The following is a 21061-nucleotide window of genomic DNA, read 5'->3' as shown; positions in this document are numbered from 1 at the left end:
GTCCATCAGTCAATGATGCTGTTGAACGTGACGGCCCCTTCGCGAGCAAGCTCGCTCCCACAGGTTCAGTGGCCGGTCACGCTATCGTGTCGTGGGGCCTTCACGTCGGAGCGCGGATCGGTGGGTGGCGTTTGCAACTCGTGCAAACGGGCCAGGCGATTGGCATGCGTCGGCGCGTCGGCCGCCAGCGGCGAGCGGCGTTTGCGGGTTTCTTCACGCAGCACCGGCAACACTTCCTTGCCGAACATGTCGAGTTGTTCCAGCACGGTTTTCAGCGGAATGCCGCCATGGTCGAACAGGAACAGCTGGCGCTGATAGTCGCCGAAGTACTCGCGGAAGGTCAGGGTCTTGTCGATGATTTCCTGAGGGCTGCCGACGGCCAGCGGGGTCATTTCCATGAATTCTTCCAGGGATGGACCGTGGCCGTACACCGGGGCGTTGTCGAAGTAGGGACGGAATTCACGGCGCGCATCCTGCGAGTTGCGACGCATGAAAATATGCCCGCCGAGACCGACGATCGCCTGCTCCGGCGTGCCGTGACCGTAATGGGCAAACCGCGCGCGGTAGAACTCGACCAGCGCCATGAAGTGCTCACGGGGCCAGAGGATGTGGCTGGCAAAAAAACCGTCGCCGTAATACGCCGCCTGTTCGGCGATTTCCGGGGTGCGGATCGAGCCGTGCCAGACGAAGGGCGGCAGGTCATCGAGGGGCCGCGGGATCGAGGTGAAGTTTTTCAGCGGGGTGCGAAAGCGTCCGCTCCAGTTGAGGTCTTCTTCGCGCCAGAGCCGGTGCAGCAGGCGGTAGTTTTCCATCGCCAGTGGCAGACCGTCGGCGATGCTCTTGCCGAACCAGGGGTAGACCGGCGCGGTGTTGCCCCGGCCGAGCATCAGGTCCATACGGCCGCCGCAGAGGTTTTGCAGCAGCGAATATTCTTCGGCCAGACGCACCGGATCGTTAGTGCTGATCAGGGTGGTGGACGTCGAGAGAATGATGCGTTGGGTCTTGGCTGCGATGTAGGCCAGCAGCGTGGTGGGAGAGGAGGTGATGAACGGGGGATTGTGGTGCTCGCCGGTGGCGAACACGTCCAGTCCGATGTCTTCGGCCTTCTGCGCAATTTGCAGGGTGGCCTGGATGCGCTCGGATTCGCTGGGGGTACGGGCGTTGGTAGGGTCTTGCGTGACGTCGCCAACGGTGTAGATCCCGAATTGCATAAAGCCTCCTTGCCTTGGGTAAAGGTGTGTTTGAAACCCTTGCCGCGAAGAATGAATCATCGCGGCACTTGAAATGTACGCCTGTACACGTACAATCGCAAACATGGGTCATTGCACAAACGGACTTGAAGACCTCATCGAGAGAGGAACGCGACATGGAACTGGGATTTATCGGTCTGGGCACGATGGGCGCACCGATGGTGCTGAACCTGCTGAAAGCCGGGCATCGGGTCCGCGTGTGGAATCGTTCGTCGGCACCGCTGGAAGCATTGGCCGCGGCCGGCGCCGAAGCTGTCGCGACACCGGCACTGGCGGCGCAGGCCGAGGTGCTGATTTCGATGCTCGGCGATGGCACGGCGATCCGCTCGGTGTTCTTCGATGCCAAGGCGCTGGACGGTCTGCGGGCCGGCAGCGTTCACGTCAATATGTCCACGGTATCCGTGGCGCTGGCCAGGGAGCTGGCGGCCGTGCATGAAGCACGTGGCGTCGGTTACGTGTCGGCACCGGTGCTGGGGCGGGTCGATGTGGCGGCTGCCGGCAATCTGAACATTCTCTCCTCCGGGCCCGCCGAAGCACTGGCCCGGGTGCAGCCGCTGTTCGATGTGCTGGGGCGCAAGACCTGGACGTTCGGTAACACGGCTGAAGTGGCCTGCGCCGCCAAACTGTCGGCTAACCTGATGATTGCCTCGGCGATCGAATCCATGGCCGAAGCCTCGACCCTGGCCGGCGGTTACGGCATCAGTCGCGAGGCGTTCATCGAAATGATCACCTCGACCCTGTTCGCCGTGCCGGTCTATCAGGGATACGGCAAGCTGATGGTCAATGAAACATTCGAGCCGGCCGGTTTCAAATTATCGCTGGGCCTCAAGGATGTTCGCCTGGCGCTGGAGGCCGGTGAAGCGGCCCAGGTGCCGCTGCCGTTTGCCAGCGTGTTGAAGGACAACCTGCTGGACGGCATGGCCCATGGTCAGGCCGATCAGGACTGGGCCTCACTGTCGAAAGTCAGTGACCGGCGCGCCGGCGTGAAGTAAGCAAAAAGATTCAAGCAACGTAACTTGTTCGCAAGTTACGTTGGCCTCTTGCGCCTTGCGTAATTGTCGGACAGTGATTGCTCTTTTATTGGGAAATGAAAGAAGTCTGATAATAGTGCTTGTCAAATGTACGACTGTAGACGTACATTTTTATCGGGGTTTAACAACAATAAAAAGTTCTGTCTGTTTTTTCGTCTGCTGATCGTAAATAAATAATAGCTAGGAGCCGTTATGAAAAATCTAATGCAATGGAACAGCCTTCCCTCCGAATCCAATGAATGGCTCGAGAAGGTGCGTGCACTCAATCCGCTGATTATTCAGCACCGCGATTACAGCGAGCAGACCAATGCGACGCACAAGGATGTGATGTCCCGATTCTTCAAGGAGGGTTTTGGCCGCACCTCGGTGTCCAAGGCGTTCGGCGGGTCCCAGGTCGATATCCAGACCACCTCCGCCCTGCTGCTGGAATTCGCCCGGTTTGACGCCTCGCTGTCCTGGCAGCTGGCGGTGCAAGTGGCGATGGGGCGCCTGTCGGATTACCTGCCGGAAGCCACTTCCGAAGCGATCTACAACCACTGCGACGGTTTCGTGATCGGCGCCATCCACTCCGGCGGCGAAGCGCTGCCGATGGGCGACGAGTACCTGCTGAGCGGCAAATGGGCGTTCGCCAGTGGCTCGGCCCACGCCGACTGGCTGGTCTGCACCGCCACCGTCAAAGGCACTGAAAACAACACCACTCCGGAAGTGCGGATGTTCTTCGTGCCCGCCAGCCAGTGCACCATCCTGCCGACCTGGGACACCCTGGGCATGCGCGGCACCGGCAGCCATCACTTCCAGTGCTCCAGCGTGATCGTCCACAAGTCCTTCTCGCTGGACGTCGAGACCCTCAAGCAATCCCCCGAAGCACGCAGCTCCCGGGCCTATGCCACCGGTTACTACGAGTTCGGCACCCTGGCGGCGATGTCCACCGTACTGGGCGTGGCCCGCGCTGCGGTCGATCATTTCCGCAATGACCGCGCCGTGAACACCGATCCGGGTCTGGAAGGGGTGATCTTCGAGAAGACCGGTCGAGCCATCTCCTCGGTGCATACCGCACAACTGCTGCTGGAAGATGCGATCCACCAGGTCATCAACCGTGGTGAAACCGTCGGCGAACCGGTCAGCGCCCGTGTCGGTCTGGCAGCCTCGGTGCTGACCGAGAACTCGGTCAATGCGGTCAACCAGATCTACTCGATGGCCGGTTCCAAAGCCGTCTACAAGTCGCACTTCCTGGAGCGTTGCTTCCGCGATATCCACACCGGTTCGAAGCACTTCACCCTGTCGCCTTTGAACTTGCACGGTATCGGCAAGTATTACCTGGATAAAACCAACGTACTGGCCGCGGCGTAACAGCGGATAAATAAAGCGGGCGCGTTTACAAGTGAAAGTTCACAGGGATCGATAACGCGCCCGCCTTAAGTTGCACCTTTATTTTCTTAAAACTCAAACTTTTGTGCTCGCAGCAAAGAGTCAAGGGAGTGCCACATGCTTGCTCGAAACATTATCAAGTCGCTGATCTTTATTATTCTTGTGGTGGTGTTATCCGCTGCACTGGGCTGGCGTTTCTGGTCGCCGCCACCGGCGGCGGCCGAGCAACGGATCCCCAGCACCCGGGTCGGTCTGGCCGTGGTCAAGAAACAACCCTACACCTACTACCTCGAAGCCATCGGCAAACTCGAAGCCCAGCGTCAGGTGCTGGTGTCGGCTGAAGTCAGCGGCAAAGTGGTGGACATCGATTTCGAGTCCGGTGATGAAGTGAAGGCGGGGCAGGTGCTGCTCAAGCTCAACGACGCGCCGGAGCAAGGCGAACTGGTGCGCCTGAAAGGCGAGTACGAATCGGCCAAGGCGCAGTTTGCCCGTGTCCAGGAACTGGCCAAGACCGGCGCTGAAAGCCGTCGCGCCTTCGACAGTGCCCGCGCTCAATACGACGCGGCCAAAGGCGACATGGAGCGCATGCAGGCGCAGATCGCCCAACGGCACATTCGTGCGCCGTTCGCCGGCACCCTCGGCATTCGCCAGGCGCATCTGGGCCAATACCTGCAAGCCGGCAGCGCGGTGGCGACCCTGACGGATCCGGGGCTGCTGCGCGTCAACTTCACCCTCGCTGAGCGCGATGGCTCGCAAGTGCAACTGGGCCAGACCGTGCAGGCCAAGGTCGATGCCTGGGGTGATGTGACCTTCGCCGGCAAGATCGTGGCGGTCGATCCGCAGATCAACCAGTCCCACACCATCAACGTGCAAGCGGTCATTACCGACACGCAAAAACGCCTGCGTCCCGGCATGTATGCACGGGTCTCGGTGACCCTGCCGCAGACCGCCGAGCTGCTGATTCCGGAAACCGCGATCACCTACAACGCCTACGGCGAAAGCGTGTTCTCGGTCTACACCGACGAAGCCGGCGTGCAGAAGGTCAAGCGCGAAAGCATCAAGGTCGGCGAGCGTCGCGATGGCTGGGCGGTGGTCGACAAGGGCCTGACCGAAGGCGTGCAAGTGGTGACGTCCGGCCAGCTCAAGCTCCACGACGGCGTGGCGGTGGAAGGCGTCCCGGACACGATTGCTCTTAAACTCAGTGGGCTGGAAAAATGAATTTCACCGACCTCTTTCTTCGCCGCCCGGTGCTGGCCGTGGTGGTCAGCACGCTGATCCTGCTGTTCGGGGTGCGCGCGCTGATGAACTTGCCGATCCGCCAGTACCCGATGCTGGAAACATCGACCATCACGGTCACGACCCAGTATCCCGGCGCTTCTTCGGAACTGATGCAAGGCTTCGTCACCCAACCGATCAGCCAGGCCGTGGCCTCGGTCGAGGGCATCGACTATCTGTCGTCGACTTCGACCCAGGGTCGCAGCCAGGTGACGATCCGCATGGCACTGAACAGTGACTCCATCGCGGCGCTGACCGAGGTCATGGCCAAGGTCAACCAGATCAAATACCGCTTGCCGAAGGACGCGTACGACCCGGTGGTGGAGCGCACTTCCGGCGGCTTCACCAGCGTGGCCTACGTCGCGTTCGCCAGCTCCAACCTGACCATTCCGGAGATGTCGGATTACATCTCCCGCGTCGTCGAGCCGATGTTTGCCGGCATCGAAGGCGTGGCCAAGATCAACATCATGGGCGAGCAGAAACTGTCCATGCGCCTGTGGCTCGATCCGCAGCGTCTGGCCGGATACGGCATGACCGGGCAGGACGTGTCGGCGGCCATCGAGGGCAACAACTTCCAGGCGGCACCGGGTCAGGTCAAAGGTCTGTACGTGGTCAGCAACCTGCGGGTGAACACCGACCTGAACAGCGTCGAAGATTTCCGCGACATGGTGCTGCGCAACGACAACGGCCACATCATCCGTGTGCGTGACGTCGGTACTGTGGAACTGAACGCAGCCTCCACCGACACCAGCGGCGCGATGAGCGATGTGCCGGCGCTGTTCCTCGGTCTGGACGCCGCACCGACCGGCAACCCGCTGGTCATCGTAAAACGCGTGCGTGAATTGCTGCCGCAGATTCAGGAAACCCTGCCACCGGGCGTGACCGTGCAGATCCCGTTCGAAGTGGCGCACTTCATTCAGTCGTCAATCGACGAGGTGAGCTACACCCTGCTCGAAGCGCTGGTGATCGTGGTGCTGGTGATCTACCTGTGCCTCGGTACGTTCCGCACCGTGCTGATTCCGCTGGTGACGATTCCGCTGTCGATGCTCGGCGCGGCGATGCTGATGCAGATGTTCGGCTTCAGCCTCAACCTGCTGACCCTGCTCGCCATGGTGCTCGCCATCGGGCTGGTGGTGGACGACGCCATCGTCGTGGTGGAAAACGTTCACCGTCACATCGAAGAGGGCAAGACGCCGTTCGACGCTGCGCTGATCGGCGCCCGTGAAGTGGCCGGGCCAGTCGTAGCGATGACCTTCACCCTGGCGGCGGTGTACGCGCCGATCGGTTTGATGGGCGGCCTCACCGGCACGCTGTTCAAGGAGTTCGCACTGACCCTGGCCGGCGCCGTGGTGATCTCCGGCATCGTCGCCCTGACCCTGTCGCCGATCATGAGTACCCGCCTGCTGGACGCGAAAACCAGCGAAGGTTTCATGGCCGTTAAGGCGGATCGTTTCTTCCAGTACCTGTCCCGTCGTTACGGCGCGCTGCTCGGCGGTTCGCTGGCGCGTCGCTGGATCAGCCTGAGCGTGGCGCTGGTGATCTTCTTCAGCCTGCCGTTCCTCTATCGCTCGGCGCAGACCGAACTGGCGCCGCTGGAAGACCAGAACATTCTGCTGACCGCGATCAAGGCACCGCAGCACGCCAACCTGAATTACCTCGAAGCCTACGCCCACGAGCTGTACAAGACCTTCAACGAAATCCCAGAGGGTTACAGCAACTGGGTGGCGAACGGTTCCGACGGTCTGTCCAACAGCGTCGGCGGGATCAACCTGGTGGACTGGGAAAAACGCGGTCGCGATGCCAATACCATCCAGCCTGACTTGCAGGCGCGGGTGAACCAGATCGAAGGCACGAGCATTTTCGTGTTCCAGATGCCGCCGTTGCCGGGTTCCACCGGTGGTCTGCCGGTGCAGATGGTGATCCGCAGCGATCAGGAATACCTGGCGCTGTACAACGTGATGGATCAGCTCAAGCAAGCCGCACAAGCCAGTGGTCTGTTCGCGGTGGTCGACAGTGATCTGGACTTCAACAACCCGGTGGTGGAAATCCAGGTCGACCGGGCCAAGGCTAACGCTCTGGGCATCCGCATGCAGGACATCGGCGAAACGCTCAACAGCCTGATCGGCGAGAAGTACGTCAACCGGTTCTCGTTCCACGGCCGTTCCTACGACGTGATTCCGCAGTCGGTGTCGGCGGATCGCCTGACCCCGGAAACCCTGAAGCTGTACTACGTGAAGGATCAGAAGGGCAATCCGGTGCCGCTGTCGACGCTGGCCACCCTCAGCGTCAAGGTCGAGCCGAACCGCCTGACCCAGTTCAACCAGCAGAACTCCGCCACGTTCCAGGCCATTCCGGCGCCGGGCGTGACGCTGGGTGATGCGGTGGGCTTCCTGCAAAAACAATCGGAAGGCTTCCCGGCCGGCTTCAGTTTCGACTGGCAGTCCGACGCCCGCCAATACGTGCAGGAAGGCAACAGCCTGGCGTTCACCTTCGGCCTGGCCCTAGTGATCATCTACCTGGTGCTGAGCGTGCAATACGAGAGCTTTCGCGATCCGTTCATCATCCTGATCAGCGTGCCGCTGTCGATCTGCGGAGCCCTGGTGCCGCTGGCGCTGGGCATGACCTCGATGAACATCTACACCCAGATCGGCCTGATCACGCTGATCGGTCTGATCAGTAAGCACGGCATCCTGATGGTTGCATTCGCCAACGAGTTGCAGCGCCAGCAAGGCATGGACCGCGTGCAAGCGATCCAGCACGCCGCGCAGGTGCGTCTGCGGCCGATCCTGATGACCACTGCGGCGATGGTAGTCGGCCTCGCGCCGCTGTTGTTCGCCAGCGGTGCCGGCGCCAACAGCCGCTTCGGCCTGGGCCTGGTGATTGTGGTGGGGATGCTGATCGGCACCTTGTTCACCCTGTTCATTCTGCCGTCGGTGTACACACTGCTCAGTTCGATCAAGCAACCGAGCCACGCACCCCAAGCCGAACCGGCCGGTGTGCCGCAACCCATCCTGTGAGGACGTGACATGCATTCGATTACACGTTTGATGCTGGCGCCGCTGGCGGCGTCCATCCTGTTGGCGGCGGGTTGTGTGAACTACGCCGGGATCGATCATCAGGGCAAATTGCTTGCGGTCGGCGATGCGCCGTCCGACAGCCTGAAAGACAAGTTGCCGCCGGCCCAATGGCCGCGTGCGGACTGGTGGACATCGCTGGGTGATCCACGTCTGGGCGCGCTGATCGAAGAAGCGTACGCGAGCAATCCGGACCTGCAGGAAGTCGCTGCGCGGGTCGCAAAGGCCAACGCATTTCTCGACCTGCGCGATGCCGAGCGCTATCCCGAAATGGACGCGTCGGCGGGTGTCACTCGCGGTCGGCTGTCACGCTTCGAGGACTACAGCGGCGAGGGCCACAAGTACTTCACCGCACGCAATCTGGCGGTGAATTTCAGCTACACCTTCGATCTTTGGGGCGGCCAGCGTGCCGCGTGGGAATCGGCGCTCAACAGCGCACGAGCGGCGGAAGTCGATCTGCAATCGTCGCGGCTGATTCTGGCGACAAACGTGGTCAAGGCTTACAACCAGTTGTCGTATGCGTGGCAGGTCTCGGAGCTCAATCAACGGGATCTCGAACGCCTGAGCAAACTGGTGGATCTGACGGATTCACGCTATGGCTCGGGGCTCGACAACTTGTCGCAACTCAAGCAGGTGCAGAGCCTCAAGGCGCGTTCGGAATCGACCCTGATCGGCGCCAACGAAGACATCGAAATTGCTCGTCTTCAACTGTCGGCGCTGATCGGCAAGGGCGTTGATCGTGCGCACACGCTTGAGCGGCCATCGAATCTGCAAGCGAGCGTGGTGGCATTGCCGGCGCAGTTGCCGGCTCAACTATTGGGCCGTCGTCCGGACATCGTCGCTGCGCGTTGGCGCGTGGAGGCCGAGACCAAGAACGTCGAGGCAGTGAAGACCACGTTCTACCCGAACATCAATCTGGTGGCAGCGGCGGGTTCCCATGCGCTGACCGGTGATGCGTTGTTCGCCGGGGTCAGCAAGTTCTGGAATGTGGCGCCAACGGTGTCGCTGCCGATCTTCGATGCGGGTCGTCTGCGCTCGGATCTGAAGGCCGGCAATGCCGAACTCGACAGTTCGATTGCGCAGTACAATCGGGTGTTGAATTCGGCCCTGCACGAGGTGGCGATTTCGGTGACGCAGTTGCGTTCGTTCGAGCAGCAGATCGTCGTGCAGCGCGATGCCTGTTCGATTGCGCAGTCGTCTTACGATCTGTCGCAGTCGCGCTACAAGGCCGGGGAGGACACGTTCCTCGATGCGCTGAACATCGAGCAGCAATTGATCCAGGACGAAATGCGCCTGGCCTTCCTCAACAGCAAGCACATCGACAGTTCGGTTTCGTTGATGGCGGCGCTGGGCGGCGGCTTCCAGGCGCCCGCGCTGGAGACAGCGCAGAGCAGCGATTTGTAGTTGATTTGCGGGACGCCGCCCTCGGGGCGGCTGTCGCGGGGAAAAAGCATCTTGTGTATAGTCTTACTGTTCTCGTATAGACGAATACAAGCCGGATTTTTCCCGCCTATATCATCAAGGGTACCTACCTATGAACGTCCCGAATCATCCCAATCAGGATCAGATCCTTCTGGAAAATGTGCTGAACGCATTGGGAAGCCCGCTACGCCTGACCGTGTTGAAAGTGTTGTCCGATGGCCAGGAACATCCATGCGGCCGGATCCTCAAGGGCGCATCGAAGTCGACCATGACCCACCACTGGCGGGTACTGCGCGACAGCGGCCTGATTTGGCAGCGCCCTTACGGTCGGGAAAACCTGCTGTCCCTGCGTCGTGAAGACATGGACGTGCGTTTTCCGGGATTGCTCGACTCGCTGCTGGCGGCGGTCAAGACCGATGAACAGACCATCAGCGTCATCAGCAAACACGAAGTGACCGAAGAAAACGGAGCCGAGTGACAGACACCGCCGGTGAAGGGTTGGCCTTCCACGGCAACCAACAATTCACCATCACCAGGAAGGTGTGAGCGGGTATGGATACAAGTCATTACTGGTCATCGCGACCGCTGTCGGAATTGACCGGCTCCGAGCATCACTGGCTGTTTTTGCCCGGGGCACTGACCCCACGTTTGAAAGCCATGGGCGATTATTCAATCGAAGTCGTCGAGCAGTCCCATGGCCCGCTCAATCCTGAAGAAGCGCAAGCGCTGAACGTGCCGCCAGCCACCCTCGGCTGGGTGCGCGAAGTGGTGATGAAGCTCGATGGCGAGGCCTGCGTCACCGCGCGCAGCCTGACCAGCGTGCCGGCGCTGAATGGCGACTGGGCGGATCTGAACGGCTATGGCCGTCGACCGCTGGCGGAGATTCTCTACACCTCGGAGCAGACCCTGCGCGAGCCTTTTCAGTGCGCCTTGCTGTCCCCCGGCGCACCGCTGGCGGCGCTGTCCTATCGCTTCGCGCCACAGGCCAAGCGTCTGCTGGCCCGGCGTTCGCGTTTCACCCGCAATGGTTCGGCGCTGCTGGTCAGCGAGTGCTTTTTGCCTGCCTTCTGGGCACGGGTTGAATACGCTCAGGCGCTCAAGTCGGCCTGATGAAAAAAACCTGCGGGCGTTCACGCCCGCAGGTTTTTTTCGCCGGTTTTTCAGAGCCGGATCACCGCTTCGATCTGCTTGATGGCCGGCGTCAGCGCTTGCGCCAGTTGCTCGGCTTTCGAGGTCGGGCGCATGGTTCTGGATGACCGTAGGAACAGAGGATCATCGAACCGCTTGCGCAGTCGTGCCAGCGATCCGCTGATGGCGGGTTGTTTGACGTGCAGGCGCTCGGCCGTGCGTGACACGCTGCGTTCGCGGAACAGCACCAGGAAAATGATGATCAGGTTCAGGTCGATATCCGCGAAGTTGTCTTCATTGAATAGCATGGTTACATCCCTGTCATGGCCCGCCGGCTAGCAATCTGCGATGCCGGCGGGTGTCTGGATCACTGCTCGGGTGCCAGGCGCAGTTCGTCGTTCAGACGGTAGTAACTGCGGTTGAAGTAGACCAGGCCTTCCGTGGCCTCGCTGTGTTGCTGCAGTTCGAGGATTTCACAGTAGAAGATGCTGTGAGTGCCCACTTCATCGACCTTGCTGACCCGGCAATCGAGGCTGACCAATGCTTCTTCGATCACTGGCGAACCGGTCTTGAGGGTCTGGCAATTCACGCTGGAAAAACGCTCCTGCATGCTCAACTGCCGATTGGCGAACGCCCCTGATGTCGACTGGTGATCACCGGTCAGGACGTTCACGCACAGCACGCCATTGGTCTTGAAATGCTCGTGATTGGACGACGAGCGATTGACGCACACCAGCAGCGTGGGCGGTGAATCCGTCACGCTGCACACCGCCGACGCGGTAAAGCCGAAACGCCCCGCAGGGCCATCGGTCGTGACGATGGTGACGGCACTCCCCAGCATCGCCATCGCATTACGAAACTCCGTTGAATCAACCATCGCGTCACCTCATTCCATGTAGGTTTAATGGAGCCGATCCGTTCTTCCTTGTCCGTTGTCGTTGTGCGAAAACGGGTATCGGGCAACACGTTCGCTCTGGCGATATAGTACGTATGTATACGTACCTTGCAAGCTATTCCTTGTGCTTATTTTGTGGTCGATACGCTCGACAGGCATTGCTGTTGCGCGTGTTCCAGGCTGGCCTCCAACGCGGTCAGTTCCTCTTGTTGTTGCGTGAGTTTCAGCAGCTGCGCCGCGATCTCCTGTCGCTTGTCGGCAATCGCGCGGCGGGCCTTTTCATAAGGCGTCAGTTCGGGCTGGCCGGCAAAGATCGCCTGCAATTCCCTGAGGCGAAATCCCAGCGCCTGCGCGCATTTGATAAAGCTCAGCAGTTCGACCGTCTGCGGGTCGTAGACCCGGTATTTGCCCTCGCGCCGTGCCTCGGGCAGCAGGCCGATCGACTCGTAATGGCGGATGGTCTTGATCGTGGTTCCCGAACGCTGTGCGGCCTGGCCGATGTACATGTGCAAATCCCTTTTCTCCGTCAGCGGGCCCGAGCACCAATAGCGGAAAACTCAATGGCGGGCAATCGATCCGGCCTGCTTCAGCCAGGTTTCGCGCTGATGGTCGCTGGCGCCGAGCACCGGTCCGAAGGTCAGTGTCCGGCGTGGTTCGATACCGCAGAACGCCAACGTGTTTTTGCGCACCTCGTGCAGGCCGGGCATGCGATAGATCCAGCGGTAATACCAGGGCGGGGTGTCCATAGTGACCAGCAGGTGGGCGCTGCGACCATGCAGGAGTTTGTCGGGGAACGCTTTGCCCTGGCGGTACTTGAAAGCGAAGCCGGGGAGCAGGACCCGGTCGAAAAAACCTTTGAGCAGCGCCGGAATCCCGCCCCACCAGATCGGGTACACCAGCGTCAGGTGTTCGGCCCACAGCAGGTCGGCCTGGGCCTGGAGCAGATCCGGTTCAAGTGTCTGAACCTGACGGTAGCCTGCGCGCAGGATCGGGTCGAAATCGAGTTGGCCGAGGGACAGTTGCCGCACCTCGTGCCCGGCCTCGCGGGCCGATTCCAAGTAGCGTCCGGCCAGTGCCGCGCAGAAACTTTCGCTGGATGGATGGCCGAGAATCAACAAAATCCGCTTGCCCATGATGACTGCCCTTGAGGAAGAAACCCCAAGGGTAAAGTCTGCCCCTCAGGGCAGAGTCAAGGCGTCGAGCACGGCGCGGGCATAAGCGGGGAGAGCGGCGAAGTCGCGGGCGCACAGCAACAGTTTGCGCCTGGCCCAGCCTTCATTCATCGGCAGGGTCTTGAAGGCTTGCGGCGTGGCGCGCTGAACCGCCGCCAACGGCACGATGCCCAGACCGGCACCTCGGGCCACCATGCGCATCACCCCGTCGAAACCATCGGCGCGGATGCGGATCTGCATCCGCGAGCCGCTGTGCAGGGCCTGTTCTTCCAGGTACACCGCCAGCGCGCTGTCGGCATGCAACCCTACGAAGTCGTAACGCAGGGCGTCGCTGAAGCCGACTTCGGTCGCGTCAGACAGTGGGTGTTCCAGCGGCAGAATCAGCACCAGCGGATCATCGCGAAAGGCTCGGGTCTGCAAGTCGCTGGTGTCGATCGCGTCGGACACAATGCCCAGATCCGCCGCGCCCTGACGCAAGGCATGGGTGATGCGGGCACTGGGCAATTCCTGCAGATCGATGTCGAGGTTGGGGTGCTCGCGCAGGAAATCCGCCAGCACCTCCGGCAGGTATTCGCTGAGCGCCGTGGTGTTGCACAGCAGACGCACCTGGCCTTTGACGCCGCGCGCGTATTCGGCCAGATCCTGTTGCAGGCGTTCGGCCTGTTGCAGCAACACCCGCGCATGTTGCGCCAGGGCTTTGCCGGCCGGTGTAGGCGTAACGCCACGGCGTCCGCGCTCAAGGAACTCGGTGCCCAGCGACGCTTCCATCGCCCGGATCCGCGCACTGGCTGCCGCCAGCGACAGATGACTGCGAGCGGCACCGGCGGTGATGTTGCCGCTGTCGAGAATGTGCAGGTACAAGCGCAGGTCGGTGAGGTCGAAGTGCATGGGGCAGCCTCAATATCAGTGGTGTCAGTCCTGACGCCTTCGCGGGCAAGCCCGCTCCCACAGGTCCGATGTCGAACACAAGTTCTGCGTACAACACAAACACTGTGGGAGCGGGCTTGCCCGCGAAGAGGCCAGTGGCCGCGAAGAATTTACAAGCCTCTTGTACAGGTAGAGGCTGCCTCAGTGTATGACAGATTTTCAGTTCACCCGCGCAGGCGCAAAGTGTGGCCATGAACGCACTCGCAGATTTCTATCAAAACCTCGGTCTGGCCCTTTCATTGCTGGTGATTGCGACCTTCGTCGTCGCCGGCATGATCAAAGGTGTGATCGGTCTCGGCCTGCCCACTGTCGCTATGGGTTTGCTCGGTCTGGCTATGGCACCATCGCAGGCTGCGGCATTGCTGATCATTCCGGCGACCCTCACCAACGTCTGGCAACTGGCATTCGGCGGGCATTTGCAGGGGCTGGTGAAACGCTTGTGGCCGATGCTGCTGGCGATCTTTCTCGGCACGGCCATGGGCACTTTGTGGATCGGCATGGCGGGTGGGCATTGGGTAGTGCGCGGACTTGGCGCGGCGTTGTTGCTCTATGCGTTGAGTGGGTTGTTCCTGCCGACGCTGAGTGTCAGTCGCCGCCATGAACCGTGGCTCGGTCCGCTGTGTGGCGTGATCACCGGCGTCATCACTTCGGCCACCGGCGTGTTCGTGATTCCCGCCGTCCCGTACCTACAGGCCCTGGGCTTGAGCCGCGATGAACTGGTGCAGGCGCTGGGCCTGTCCTTCACCGTGTCGACCCTGGCGCTGGCCGGCGGATTGCTCTGGCGCGGGTCGCTCGGCGGCGCGGAACTGAGCGCCTCGCTGCTGGCGCTGATCCCCGCTGTCCTCGGCATGTTGCTCGGGCAATGGCTGCGTCAGCGCATCAGTGCCGTGCTGTTCAAGCGGGTGTTCTTCATCGGTCTGGGCGCGCTCGGCGCCCATCTGCTGATCAGCGGCTAGCGGACGAGGCGCTGAGCATTTCAATCGGGCGGATATCGAAATCCCGCTCCAGATACTCCATGCGCTGGGCCAGAAACTGCTGCATGTGCGGCAGGTTCGAGTGCACGTCCAGATGCGCCTGGCTTTCCCAGATCTCGTAGAAAATGAACAGGCTCGGGTCTTCCTTGTCGCGCAGCATGTGGTACTCGATGCAGCCGGGTTCGGCGCGGCTCGGTTCGACATAGGCGCGGAAAAATGCTTCGAAGGCCTCGGCTTTTTCCGGGCGGGTCTTGGCGTGCAGGATGAAACCCTGGCGTTCGCTCATCGCAAAAAACTCCTCAGATTCAGATGGCGGCCAATCCTAAGGCAATAATCGGCGTTCGATTCGTGCGTTTTACTCAAATGAATTTTGCGCAATCGGTGCTTATTCCGCGCGAGGCGGATCGTTAATCTGCCGCCATTCAATTTTTCCCCTTCTCCACCCAGCGCTCTGCGCTGCGCATCGGAATCCGATCGAGGCTCTCCCATGAAAAAAGTGCTGTTGCTCAATGGCGGTAAAAAATTCGCCCACTCCGACGGTCGCTACAACACCACCCTGCACGAAGCCGCGCTGAGCGTGCTGGATCGCGGCGGGGTCGACGTCAAGACCACCTTCATCGACGAGGGTTACGACATCGCCGAAGAAGTCGCGAAATTCCTCTGGGCCGACGTGATCATTTATCAGATGCCGGGCTGGTGGATGGGCGCGCCGTGGACCGTGAAAAAGTACATCGATGAAGTGTTCACCGAAGGTCACGGCAGCCTCTACGCCAGCGACGGCCGCACCCGTTCCGATTCGTCGCAGAAGTACGGCAGCGGCGGCCTGATCCAAGGCAAGCAGTACATGCTGTCGCTGACCTGGAACGCGCCGCAGCAGGCGTTCGATGACCCGACCGACTTCTTCGAAGCCAAAGGCGTTGATGCGGTGTACTTCCCGTTCCACAAGGCCAACGAGTTCCTCGGCATGACCGGCCTGCCGACGTTCCTCTGTGTGGACGTGATGAAACGCCCGAACATCGAAGCGGATGTGGCGCGTTACGAGCAGCATCTGACCGAGGTGTTTGGCCTCAAGGCCTGACGCTCGGCTACTATCGAAGGCCTGAGCTTGCGCTGCAGGCCTTTCGATTCGAGGACACCCGTGAAAGCCAGATCCGATGAGTTGCAGATTTTCGTCTGCGTGATCGAATGCGGTTCGATCTCCGCCGCCGCCGAGCAGGTCGGACAGACGCCGTCGGCCGTCAGCCGCACGCTGTCGCGGCTGGAAGCCAAGCTCGACACGACGCTGATCAACCGCACCACACGGCGCATGGACTTGACCGAGGAGGGCAAGTATTTCTTCGAACAGGCCAAGCTGATCCTCGATCAGATGGACCAGCTCGAAGAGCGCCTCTCTTCGCGCCAGCAAACGCCATCAGGACGGCTGCGCATCAACGCCGCATCGCCGTTCATGCTCCACGCCATCGTGCCGTACATCGACGAATTCCGGCGGCTGTACCCGGACATCCAGCTCGAACTCAACAGCAATGACCTGATCATTGACCTGCTGGAACAAAGCACCGACGTCGCCATCCGCATCGGCACCCTCGCCGATTCGACGTTGCATGCCCGCTCGCTCGGTTGCAGCCCGCTGCTGATCGTCGCCAGTCCTGCCTATCTGGAAAAACATGGCGCGCCGTTGCAAGTGGCCGACCTGAGCGAACACACCTTGCTCGGCTTCACCCAGAACGAAGGCCTCAACCAGTGGCCGCTGCGTTACGTGCACGGCGACCGCTGGCCGATCACCCCGGCGATCAGCGCCTCCAGCGGCGAGACGGTTCGGCATCTGGCGCTGGAAGGCCAGGGCATTGCCTGCCTCTCGCACTTCATGACCATCGACGACATACGTGCCGGGCGGCTGAAGGTGTTGCTGGCGGACTTCAACAGCGGTTATCGCCAGCCGATCAATGCGGTGTACTACCGTAACTCGCAACTGGCATTGCGTATCCAGTGCTTCCTCGACTTCATCCAGAGCAAACTGGCGGCTTACGCCAGCGCCGATTTCAAAGGCTGATTCGTGACCCCTGCGCAACAGTGATTTGGTTGTCGGCGGGTTTTTCCACCGAGCTCGCCGGTCGATACTCGTTGCATCACTTACTCACGCAGGGAGTTTCTCCATGAACGTATTCGTCACCGGCGCTGCCGGTTTTATCGGCGGCTCCATCGCCACCGGTCTGGTTCAGGCCGGCCACACCGTCACCGGTCTTGTACGCAGCGCGGAACAGGCCGATGAGTTGAAAGCACTGGGCATCACCCCGGTGATCGGCACTCTCGACGACAGCGCATTGCTGGCCGAACAGGCCCGCGCCGCCGACGCCGTGATCAACGCCGCCAGCAGCGATCATCGCGGCGCGGTCGAAGCCTTGCTCGATGCCCTGCGCGGCTCGAACAAAGTGTTCCTGCACACCAGCGGTTCGAGCATCGTCGGCGACGCCTCGGGCGGCAAATCCAGCGACGTCATCTACTTCGAAGACAACCTGCCGGAGCCGACCGTCGACAAGGCCGCACGCGTGGCCATCGACAACCTGATCCTCGCCGCAGCGAAGGACGGCGTGAACTCGGCCGTCATCTGCAACACCCTGATCTACGGCCACAGCCTGGGCGTCAATCGCGACAGCGTGCAACTGCCGCGCCTGCTGAAACAGGCGCGCGAAAGCGGCGTGGTGCGTCACGTCGGCACCGGGCAGAACATCTGGTCCAACGTGCACATCGAAGACGTGGTGGCGCTGTACCTGCTGGCCCTGACCAAAAACGTCCCGGGCACCTTCTACTTCGTCGAAAGCGGCGAAGCGTCGTTCATCGACATGACCACTGCCATGGCCGAAGCCCTGAACCTCGGCGAGCCACAAGACTGGCCGCTGAAAGACGCCGAAGCCGAGTGGGGCTACGAAATGGCCAACTACGGCCTTGGCTCCAACAGCCGCGTACGCGGCAAACACGCCCGCGAACAGCTGGGCTGGGCGCCGAAGCGCACGTCGGTGGTTGAATGGATTCGTAACGAAATGGTGTGAGTCCACGTTGAAAAGGTGACGCCCCCGGGACCGGTGGAAGCAAGCTTGCTTGTTTTCACCGGTTTTTTTGTGCCCGAGGATCATGAAAATCCCACCCCGCGATTTTCATTATTCGCGACAGGACATATCCAAAAACGACAACCCTTATCCCTCCACGAAAATTACTTTCACTTCGTTTGAAAACTCGATCTCGAAATGATTTATGAGTTTCACAACCCATTCGAACGTGACCCTTTCGAGGAGTACCGCATGACACCGTCCTTCGGCTATTGGCTGCTGGTGTACGCCGCCGTTGCCATCATCGCCCTGATCGTTCTGATCGCCCGTTACCGGCTCAATCCGTTCATTGTCATCACCCTGATTTCCATCGGCCTGGCGCTGGTGGCGGGGATGCCGCCGTCCGGCGTGGTGGGGGCGTATGAGGCCGGGGTGGGCAAGACGCTGGGGCACATTGCGCTGGTGGTGGCGCTGGGGACGATGCTCGGCAAGATGATGGCCGAGTCCGGTGGTGCCGAGCAGATGGCGCGCACACTGATCGAACGCTTTGGCGAGAAGAACGCGCACTGGGCGATGGTGTGCATTGCGTTTCTGGTGGGGCTGCCGCTGTTTTTCGAAGTCGGTTTCGTGTTGCTGGTGCCGATTGCCTTTACCGTGGCGCGGCGGGTTGGCGTGTCGATTCTGATGGTCGGTCTGCCGATGGTCGCCGGTCTGTCGGTGGTGCATGCGCTGGTGCCGCCGCACCCGGCGGCGATGCTGGCGGTGCAGGCCTATCAGGCGTCGGTCGGGCAGACCTTGCTGTATGCGATTGCCATCGGTATTCCGACGGCGATCATTGCCGGTCCCCTGTACGCCAAATTCATCGTGCCGCGCATTCAGTTGCCGGCGGATAACCCGCTGGAAAAACAATTCCTCGAACGCGAACCCCGCGACAGCCTGCCGGGTTTCGGCATCACCATGGCGACCATTCTGTTGCCGGTGGTGTTGATGCTGATCGGCGGCTGGGCCAATCTGATTTCCACGCCGGGCAGCGGCTTCAACCAGTTCCTGTTGTTCATCGGCAACTCGGTGATTGCGCTGTTGCTGGCGACGCTGTTGAGCTTCTGGACGCTCGGCATCGCGCAGGGTTTCAACCGGGAATCGATCCTCAAATTCACCAACGAATGCCTGGCACCGACCGCCAGCATCACCTTGCTGGTGGGCGCCGGTGGCGGTCTGAACCGGATTCTGGTGGACGCCGGCGTCACCGATCAGATCGTCGGCCTGGCCCACGAATTTCACCTTTCGCCGCTGATCATGGGCTGGCTGTTCGCCGCGTTGATGCGCATCGCCACCGGTTCGGCCACCGTCGCCATGACCACGGCTTCCGGCGTAGTGGCGCCAGTGGCCATCGGTCTGGGTTATCCACACCCGGAACTGCTGGTGCTGGCGACCGGCGCGGGCTCGGTTATCTTTTCCCACGTCAACGACGGCGGCTTCTGGTTGATCAAGGAATACTTCAACATGACGGTGGCCCAGACGTTCAAGACCTGGACGGTGCTGGAAACCCTGATCTCGGTTGTCGCTTTCGCCCTGACCGTCGGTCTTTCTTACCTGCTGTAGTCGGAGTTATCCGCCATGGACATCCTTTATCAGATCCGCGCCCGTCAGGATTTCTTCAGCGCCGGTGAAGGACGCATCGCCCGTCTGATGCTCGACGACGTAGGATTTGCCGCCTCCGCCAGCCTCGAAGAGCTGGCGCAGCGGGCCGAAGTCAGCACCGCCACGCTGTCGCGTTTTGCCCGCACGGTCGGTTGCCGCGACTTGCGCGACCTGCGCCTGCAACTGGCTCAGGCCAGTGGTGTTGGCAGCCGTTTCCTCGACCCGGCGGGCACGCCCGAGCAGTCGGCGTTTTACGGGCAGATCGTCGGCGATATTGAAACCACCTTGCGCCAGCATCTGGCGGCGTTCGACGAGTCGCGCTTCGCCGATGCGGTGAAGTTGCTGGGCCAGGCGCGGATGATTCACGCCTTCGGCATCGGCGGTTGCTCGACCCTGTGCAGCGATGAGTTGCAAGTGCGGCTGGTGCGTCTCGGCTACCCGATTGCGGTGTGCCACGACGCGGTGATGATGCGCGTCACCGCCGCCAGCCTCAGCGCCGAGCAGGTGGTGATCGTCTGTTCGCTGACCGGCATCACCCCGGAGTTGCTGGAGACCGTAGCGCTGGCGCGCAACTACGGCGCACGGATTCTCGCCATCACTCGCGCCGACTCGCCGCTGGCGGAGCTGGCCGATATCGTCCTGCCGCTGCAAGGCGCCGAGACCTCGTTCATCTACAAACCGACGGCGGCACGCTACGGCATGCTGCTCGCCATCGACGTGCTGGCCACCGAGCTGGCGCTGGCCAATCCTGAAGACAATCAAGAGCGTCTGCGGCGGATCAAACTCGCCCTCGACGAATACCGTGGCGGCGACGATCACCTGCCGCTGGGAGACTGACATGCTGTACGACACCCTGATTCGCAACGCCCTGGTCATCGACGGCAGCAACAGCCCCGGTTACGCCGCCGACGTGGCGATCCTCGATGGCCGCATCGCGCGCATCGGCGACTTGGGCGAGGCCCGCGCCACCGAGGAAATCGACGCCGCCGGGCGTGTGCTGGCGCCGGGTTTCATCGACGTGCACACCCACGACGACACCGTGGTGATTCGCCAGCCACAAATGCTGCCCAAGCTCAGCCAGGGCGTGACCACGGTGATTGTCGGCAATTGCGGGATCAGTGCCGCGCCGGTCAGCTTGCGCGGTGATCCGCCGGATCCGATGAACCTGCTCGGCTCGGCGGCAGCATTCGTCTATCCACGTTTTAGCGATTACCGCGCGGCGGTCGAGGCGGCCAACACCACACTGAACGTGGCGGCGCTGGTCGGCCACACGGCGCTGCGCAGCAATCATCTTGATGACCTGTTCCGCACCGCGACTGACGATGAAATCGCCGCGATGCGCGAGCAGTTGCGTGAAAGCCTGGAGGCGGGTGCCCTCGGTTTATCCACAGGTCTGGCGTATGCGAGCGCATTCTCGGCATCCACCGATGAAGTCATGCAACTGACCGAAGAACTGAATGCGTTCGGCGCGGTGTACACCACGCATTTGCGCAGTGAATTCGAACCGGTGCTGGAGGCGATGGATGAGGCCTTCCGCATCGGGCGTCACGCACGATCACCGGTGATCATTTCCCACCTCAAATGCGCCGGTGCCGGTAACTGGGGCCGCAGTCCGCAGTTGCTTGCTTCGCTGGAAGAGGCGGCGAAAACTCACCCGGTCGGCTGCGATTGCTATCCGTATGCAGCGAGTTCTTCGACCCTGGATCTGAAGCAAGTCACCGACGCCCACCGCATCACCATCACCTGGTCGACGCCGCATCCGGAAATGGGCGGTCGCGACCTGATGGACATCGCCGCCGAATGGAACGTGTCGTTACTCGATGCCGCCAAGCGTCTGCAACCGGCGGGCGCGGTGTATTA

General features: G+C 61.3%; 21 protein-coding genes. 14 read left to right on the top strand and 7 right to left on the bottom strand.

Translation table 11 applies throughout. The features are described 5' to 3' along the window. Positions 1-65: 65 nt before the first annotated feature. The gene (locus K5E37_RS26940) at positions 66-1211 is read right to left on the bottom strand and encodes an LLM class flavin-dependent oxidoreductase (protein WP_221535613.1); all 1146 of its coding nucleotides are present in this window, start codon (positions 1209-1211) and stop codon (positions 66-68) included. A gap of 26 nt (positions 1212-1237) precedes the next feature. On the opposite strand from K5E37_RS26940, the gene K5E37_RS26935 reads away from it, so the two are divergent. The 7 genes from K5E37_RS26935 to K5E37_RS26905 all read left to right on the top strand — a co-directional run bounded on the left by K5E37_RS26935 (position 1238) and on the right by K5E37_RS26905 (position 10530). After that, positions 1238-2242, top strand: coding sequence for an NAD(P)-dependent oxidoreductase (locus tag K5E37_RS26935; protein WP_311776194.1), 1005 nt, complete (start codon positions 1238-1240; stop codon positions 2240-2242). Between the two features lie 231 nt (positions 2243-2473). Beyond that, positions 2474-3631 carry an oxidoreductase gene (locus K5E37_RS26930; protein ID WP_085607992.1) on the top strand — a complete coding sequence of 386 codons (1158 nt, stop codon included), beginning with the start codon at positions 2474-2476 and terminating at the stop codon, positions 3629-3631. A 135-nt stretch (positions 3632-3766) separates the two neighbouring features. Further along, positions 3767-4867, top strand: a complete 1101-nt coding sequence (locus tag K5E37_RS26925) for an efflux RND transporter periplasmic adaptor subunit (RefSeq protein ID WP_221535611.1) — start codon at positions 3767-3769, stop codon at positions 4865-4867. Beyond that, positions 4864-7941 carry a MexW/MexI family multidrug efflux RND transporter permease subunit gene (locus tag K5E37_RS26920; RefSeq protein WP_221535610.1) on the top strand — a complete coding sequence of 1026 codons (3078 nt, stop codon included), beginning with the start codon at positions 4864-4866 and terminating at the stop codon, positions 7939-7941. The genes K5E37_RS26925 and K5E37_RS26920 overlap by 4 nt, the downstream gene beginning before the upstream one ends. A 9-nt stretch (positions 7942-7950) precedes the next feature. Beyond that, the gene (locus tag K5E37_RS26915) at positions 7951-9402 is read left to right on the top strand and encodes an efflux transporter outer membrane subunit (RefSeq protein ID WP_221535609.1); all 1452 of its coding nucleotides are present in this window, start codon (positions 7951-7953) and stop codon (positions 9400-9402) included. A gap of 130 nt (positions 9403-9532) precedes the next feature. Continuing rightward, positions 9533-9898 carry a helix-turn-helix transcriptional regulator gene (locus tag K5E37_RS26910; protein ID WP_102687318.1) on the top strand — a complete coding sequence of 122 codons (366 nt, stop codon included), beginning with the start codon at positions 9533-9535 and terminating at the stop codon, positions 9896-9898. Positions 9899-9972: 74 nt separating this feature from the next. After that, entirely contained in the window at positions 9973-10530 is a 558-nt protein-coding gene (locus K5E37_RS26905) for a chorismate lyase (RefSeq protein ID WP_179692734.1), read from the top strand. A gap of 50 nt (positions 10531-10580) precedes the next feature. Here the strand turns inward: K5E37_RS26905 and K5E37_RS26900 are convergent, their stop codons facing one another. The 5 genes from K5E37_RS26900 to K5E37_RS26880 form a co-directional block, all read right to left on the bottom strand. Then, positions 10581-10856, bottom strand: a complete 276-nt coding sequence (locus K5E37_RS26900; protein WP_007953837.1) for a LysR family transcriptional regulator — start codon at positions 10854-10856, stop codon at positions 10581-10583. Between the two features lie 59 nt (positions 10857-10915). After that, a complete protein-coding gene (locus K5E37_RS26895) occupies positions 10916-11425 on the bottom strand; it encodes a flavin reductase (protein WP_007953834.1) in 510 nt (169 codons plus the stop codon). A gap of 146 nt (positions 11426-11571) precedes the next feature. Beyond that, positions 11572-11949, bottom strand: a complete 378-nt coding sequence (locus tag K5E37_RS26890) for a MerR family transcriptional regulator (protein ID WP_221535608.1) — start codon at positions 11947-11949, stop codon at positions 11572-11574. A gap of 51 nt (positions 11950-12000) precedes the next feature. Continuing rightward, positions 12001-12576, bottom strand: coding sequence for an NAD(P)H-dependent oxidoreductase (locus K5E37_RS26885; protein WP_221535607.1), 576 nt, complete (start codon positions 12574-12576; stop codon positions 12001-12003). 45 nt (positions 12577-12621) lie between these two features. After that, positions 12622-13503, bottom strand: coding sequence for a LysR substrate-binding domain-containing protein (locus tag K5E37_RS26880; protein WP_221535606.1), 882 nt, complete (start codon positions 13501-13503; stop codon positions 12622-12624). A 230-nt stretch (positions 13504-13733) separates the two neighbouring features. Between K5E37_RS26880 and K5E37_RS26875 the strand changes: the two genes are divergently transcribed. Continuing rightward, positions 13734-14498, top strand: a complete 765-nt coding sequence (locus K5E37_RS26875) for a sulfite exporter TauE/SafE family protein (RefSeq protein ID WP_221535605.1) — start codon at positions 13734-13736, stop codon at positions 14496-14498. Here K5E37_RS26875 and K5E37_RS26870 read toward each other — a convergent pair. Then, positions 14488-14802: a putative quinol monooxygenase gene (locus K5E37_RS26870; RefSeq protein ID WP_102687323.1), complete on the bottom strand. Its 315-nt coding sequence runs from the start codon at positions 14800-14802 to the stop codon at positions 14488-14490. The genes K5E37_RS26875 and K5E37_RS26870 overlap by 11 nt on opposite strands. A 201-nt stretch (positions 14803-15003) precedes the next feature. Between K5E37_RS26870 and K5E37_RS26865 the strand changes: the two genes are divergently transcribed. From K5E37_RS26865 to K5E37_RS26840, 6 genes are all read left to right on the top strand, one after another. Continuing rightward, entirely contained in the window at positions 15004-15594 is a 591-nt protein-coding gene (locus K5E37_RS26865; RefSeq protein WP_179692729.1) for an NAD(P)H-dependent oxidoreductase, read from the top strand. A gap of 60 nt (positions 15595-15654) precedes the next feature. Next, positions 15655-16566, top strand: coding sequence for a LysR family transcriptional regulator (locus K5E37_RS26860; protein WP_127796859.1), 912 nt, complete (start codon positions 15655-15657; stop codon positions 16564-16566). A gap of 103 nt (positions 16567-16669) precedes the next feature. Further along, positions 16670-17563: an NAD-dependent epimerase/dehydratase family protein gene (locus K5E37_RS26855; RefSeq protein WP_221535604.1), complete on the top strand. Its 894-nt coding sequence runs from the start codon at positions 16670-16672 to the stop codon at positions 17561-17563. Positions 17564-17812: 249 nt separating this feature from the next. Next, entirely contained in the window at positions 17813-19162 is a 1350-nt protein-coding gene (locus tag K5E37_RS26850) for a GntP family permease (protein WP_085608174.1), read from the top strand. 15 nt (positions 19163-19177) lie between these two features. Then, the gene (locus K5E37_RS26845; protein ID WP_221535603.1) at positions 19178-20038 is read left to right on the top strand and encodes a MurR/RpiR family transcriptional regulator; all 861 of its coding nucleotides are present in this window, start codon (positions 19178-19180) and stop codon (positions 20036-20038) included. 1 nt (position 20039) lies between these two features. Continuing rightward, positions 20040-21061: D-aminoacylase (locus K5E37_RS26840; RefSeq protein WP_221535602.1), on the top strand; the 1022-nt coding region annotated here is incomplete at its 3' end.

The organism is Pseudomonas sp. RIT778, from assembly GCF_019718735.1.
GTDB classification, from domain to species: domain Bacteria; phylum Pseudomonadota; class Gammaproteobacteria; order Pseudomonadales; family Pseudomonadaceae; genus Aquipseudomonas; species Aquipseudomonas aphyarum.
Note: the sequence above shows the minus strand (reverse complement) of the source record. Positions and strands in the feature narration are given on the sequence as shown.

Excerpts from the sequence above, each read along its gene's own strand:
- K5E37_RS26880 (WP_221535606.1), bottom strand. The coding sequence starts at position 13,503 with ATGCACTTCGACCTCACCGACCTGCGCTTGTACCTGCACATTCTCGAC.
- K5E37_RS26870 (WP_102687323.1), bottom strand. The coding sequence starts at position 14,802 with ATGAGCGAACGCCAGGGTTTCATCCTGCACGCCAAGACCCGCCCGGAA.
- K5E37_RS26900 (WP_007953837.1), bottom strand. The coding sequence starts at position 10,856 with ATGCTATTCAATGAAGACAACTTCGCGGATATCGACCTGAACCTGATC.
- K5E37_RS26845 (WP_221535603.1), top strand. The coding sequence starts at position 19,178 with ATGGACATCCTTTATCAGATCCGCGCCCGTCAGGATTTCTTCAGCGCC.
- K5E37_RS26865 (WP_179692729.1), top strand. The coding sequence starts at position 15,004 with ATGAAAAAAGTGCTGTTGCTCAATGGCGGTAAAAAATTCGCCCACTCC.
- K5E37_RS26895 (WP_007953834.1), bottom strand. The coding sequence starts at position 11,425 with ATGGTTGATTCAACGGAGTTTCGTAATGCGATGGCGATGCTGGGGAGT.
- K5E37_RS26940 (WP_221535613.1), bottom strand. The coding sequence starts at position 1,211 with ATGCAATTCGGGATCTACACCGTTGGCGACGTCACGCAAGACCCTACC.
- K5E37_RS26850 (WP_085608174.1), top strand. The coding sequence starts at position 17,813 with ATGACACCGTCCTTCGGCTATTGGCTGCTGGTGTACGCCGCCGTTGCC.
- K5E37_RS26910 (WP_102687318.1), top strand. The coding sequence starts at position 9,533 with ATGAACGTCCCGAATCATCCCAATCAGGATCAGATCCTTCTGGAAAAT.
- K5E37_RS26905 (WP_179692734.1), top strand. The coding sequence starts at position 9,973 with ATGGATACAAGTCATTACTGGTCATCGCGACCGCTGTCGGAATTGACC.
- K5E37_RS26885 (WP_221535607.1), bottom strand. The coding sequence starts at position 12,576 with ATGGGCAAGCGGATTTTGTTGATTCTCGGCCATCCATCCAGCGAAAGT.
- K5E37_RS26855 (WP_221535604.1), top strand. The coding sequence starts at position 16,670 with ATGAACGTATTCGTCACCGGCGCTGCCGGTTTTATCGGCGGCTCCATC.
- K5E37_RS26890 (WP_221535608.1), bottom strand. The coding sequence starts at position 11,949 with ATGTACATCGGCCAGGCCGCACAGCGTTCGGGAACCACGATCAAGACC.
- K5E37_RS26930 (WP_085607992.1), top strand. The coding sequence starts at position 2,474 with ATGAAAAATCTAATGCAATGGAACAGCCTTCCCTCCGAATCCAATGAA.
- K5E37_RS26915 (WP_221535609.1), top strand. The coding sequence starts at position 7,951 with ATGCATTCGATTACACGTTTGATGCTGGCGCCGCTGGCGGCGTCCATC.
- K5E37_RS26875 (WP_221535605.1), top strand. The coding sequence starts at position 13,734 with ATGAACGCACTCGCAGATTTCTATCAAAACCTCGGTCTGGCCCTTTCA.
- K5E37_RS26920 (WP_221535610.1), top strand. The coding sequence starts at position 4,864 with ATGAATTTCACCGACCTCTTTCTTCGCCGCCCGGTGCTGGCCGTGGTG.
- K5E37_RS26925 (WP_221535611.1), top strand. The coding sequence starts at position 3,767 with ATGCTTGCTCGAAACATTATCAAGTCGCTGATCTTTATTATTCTTGTG.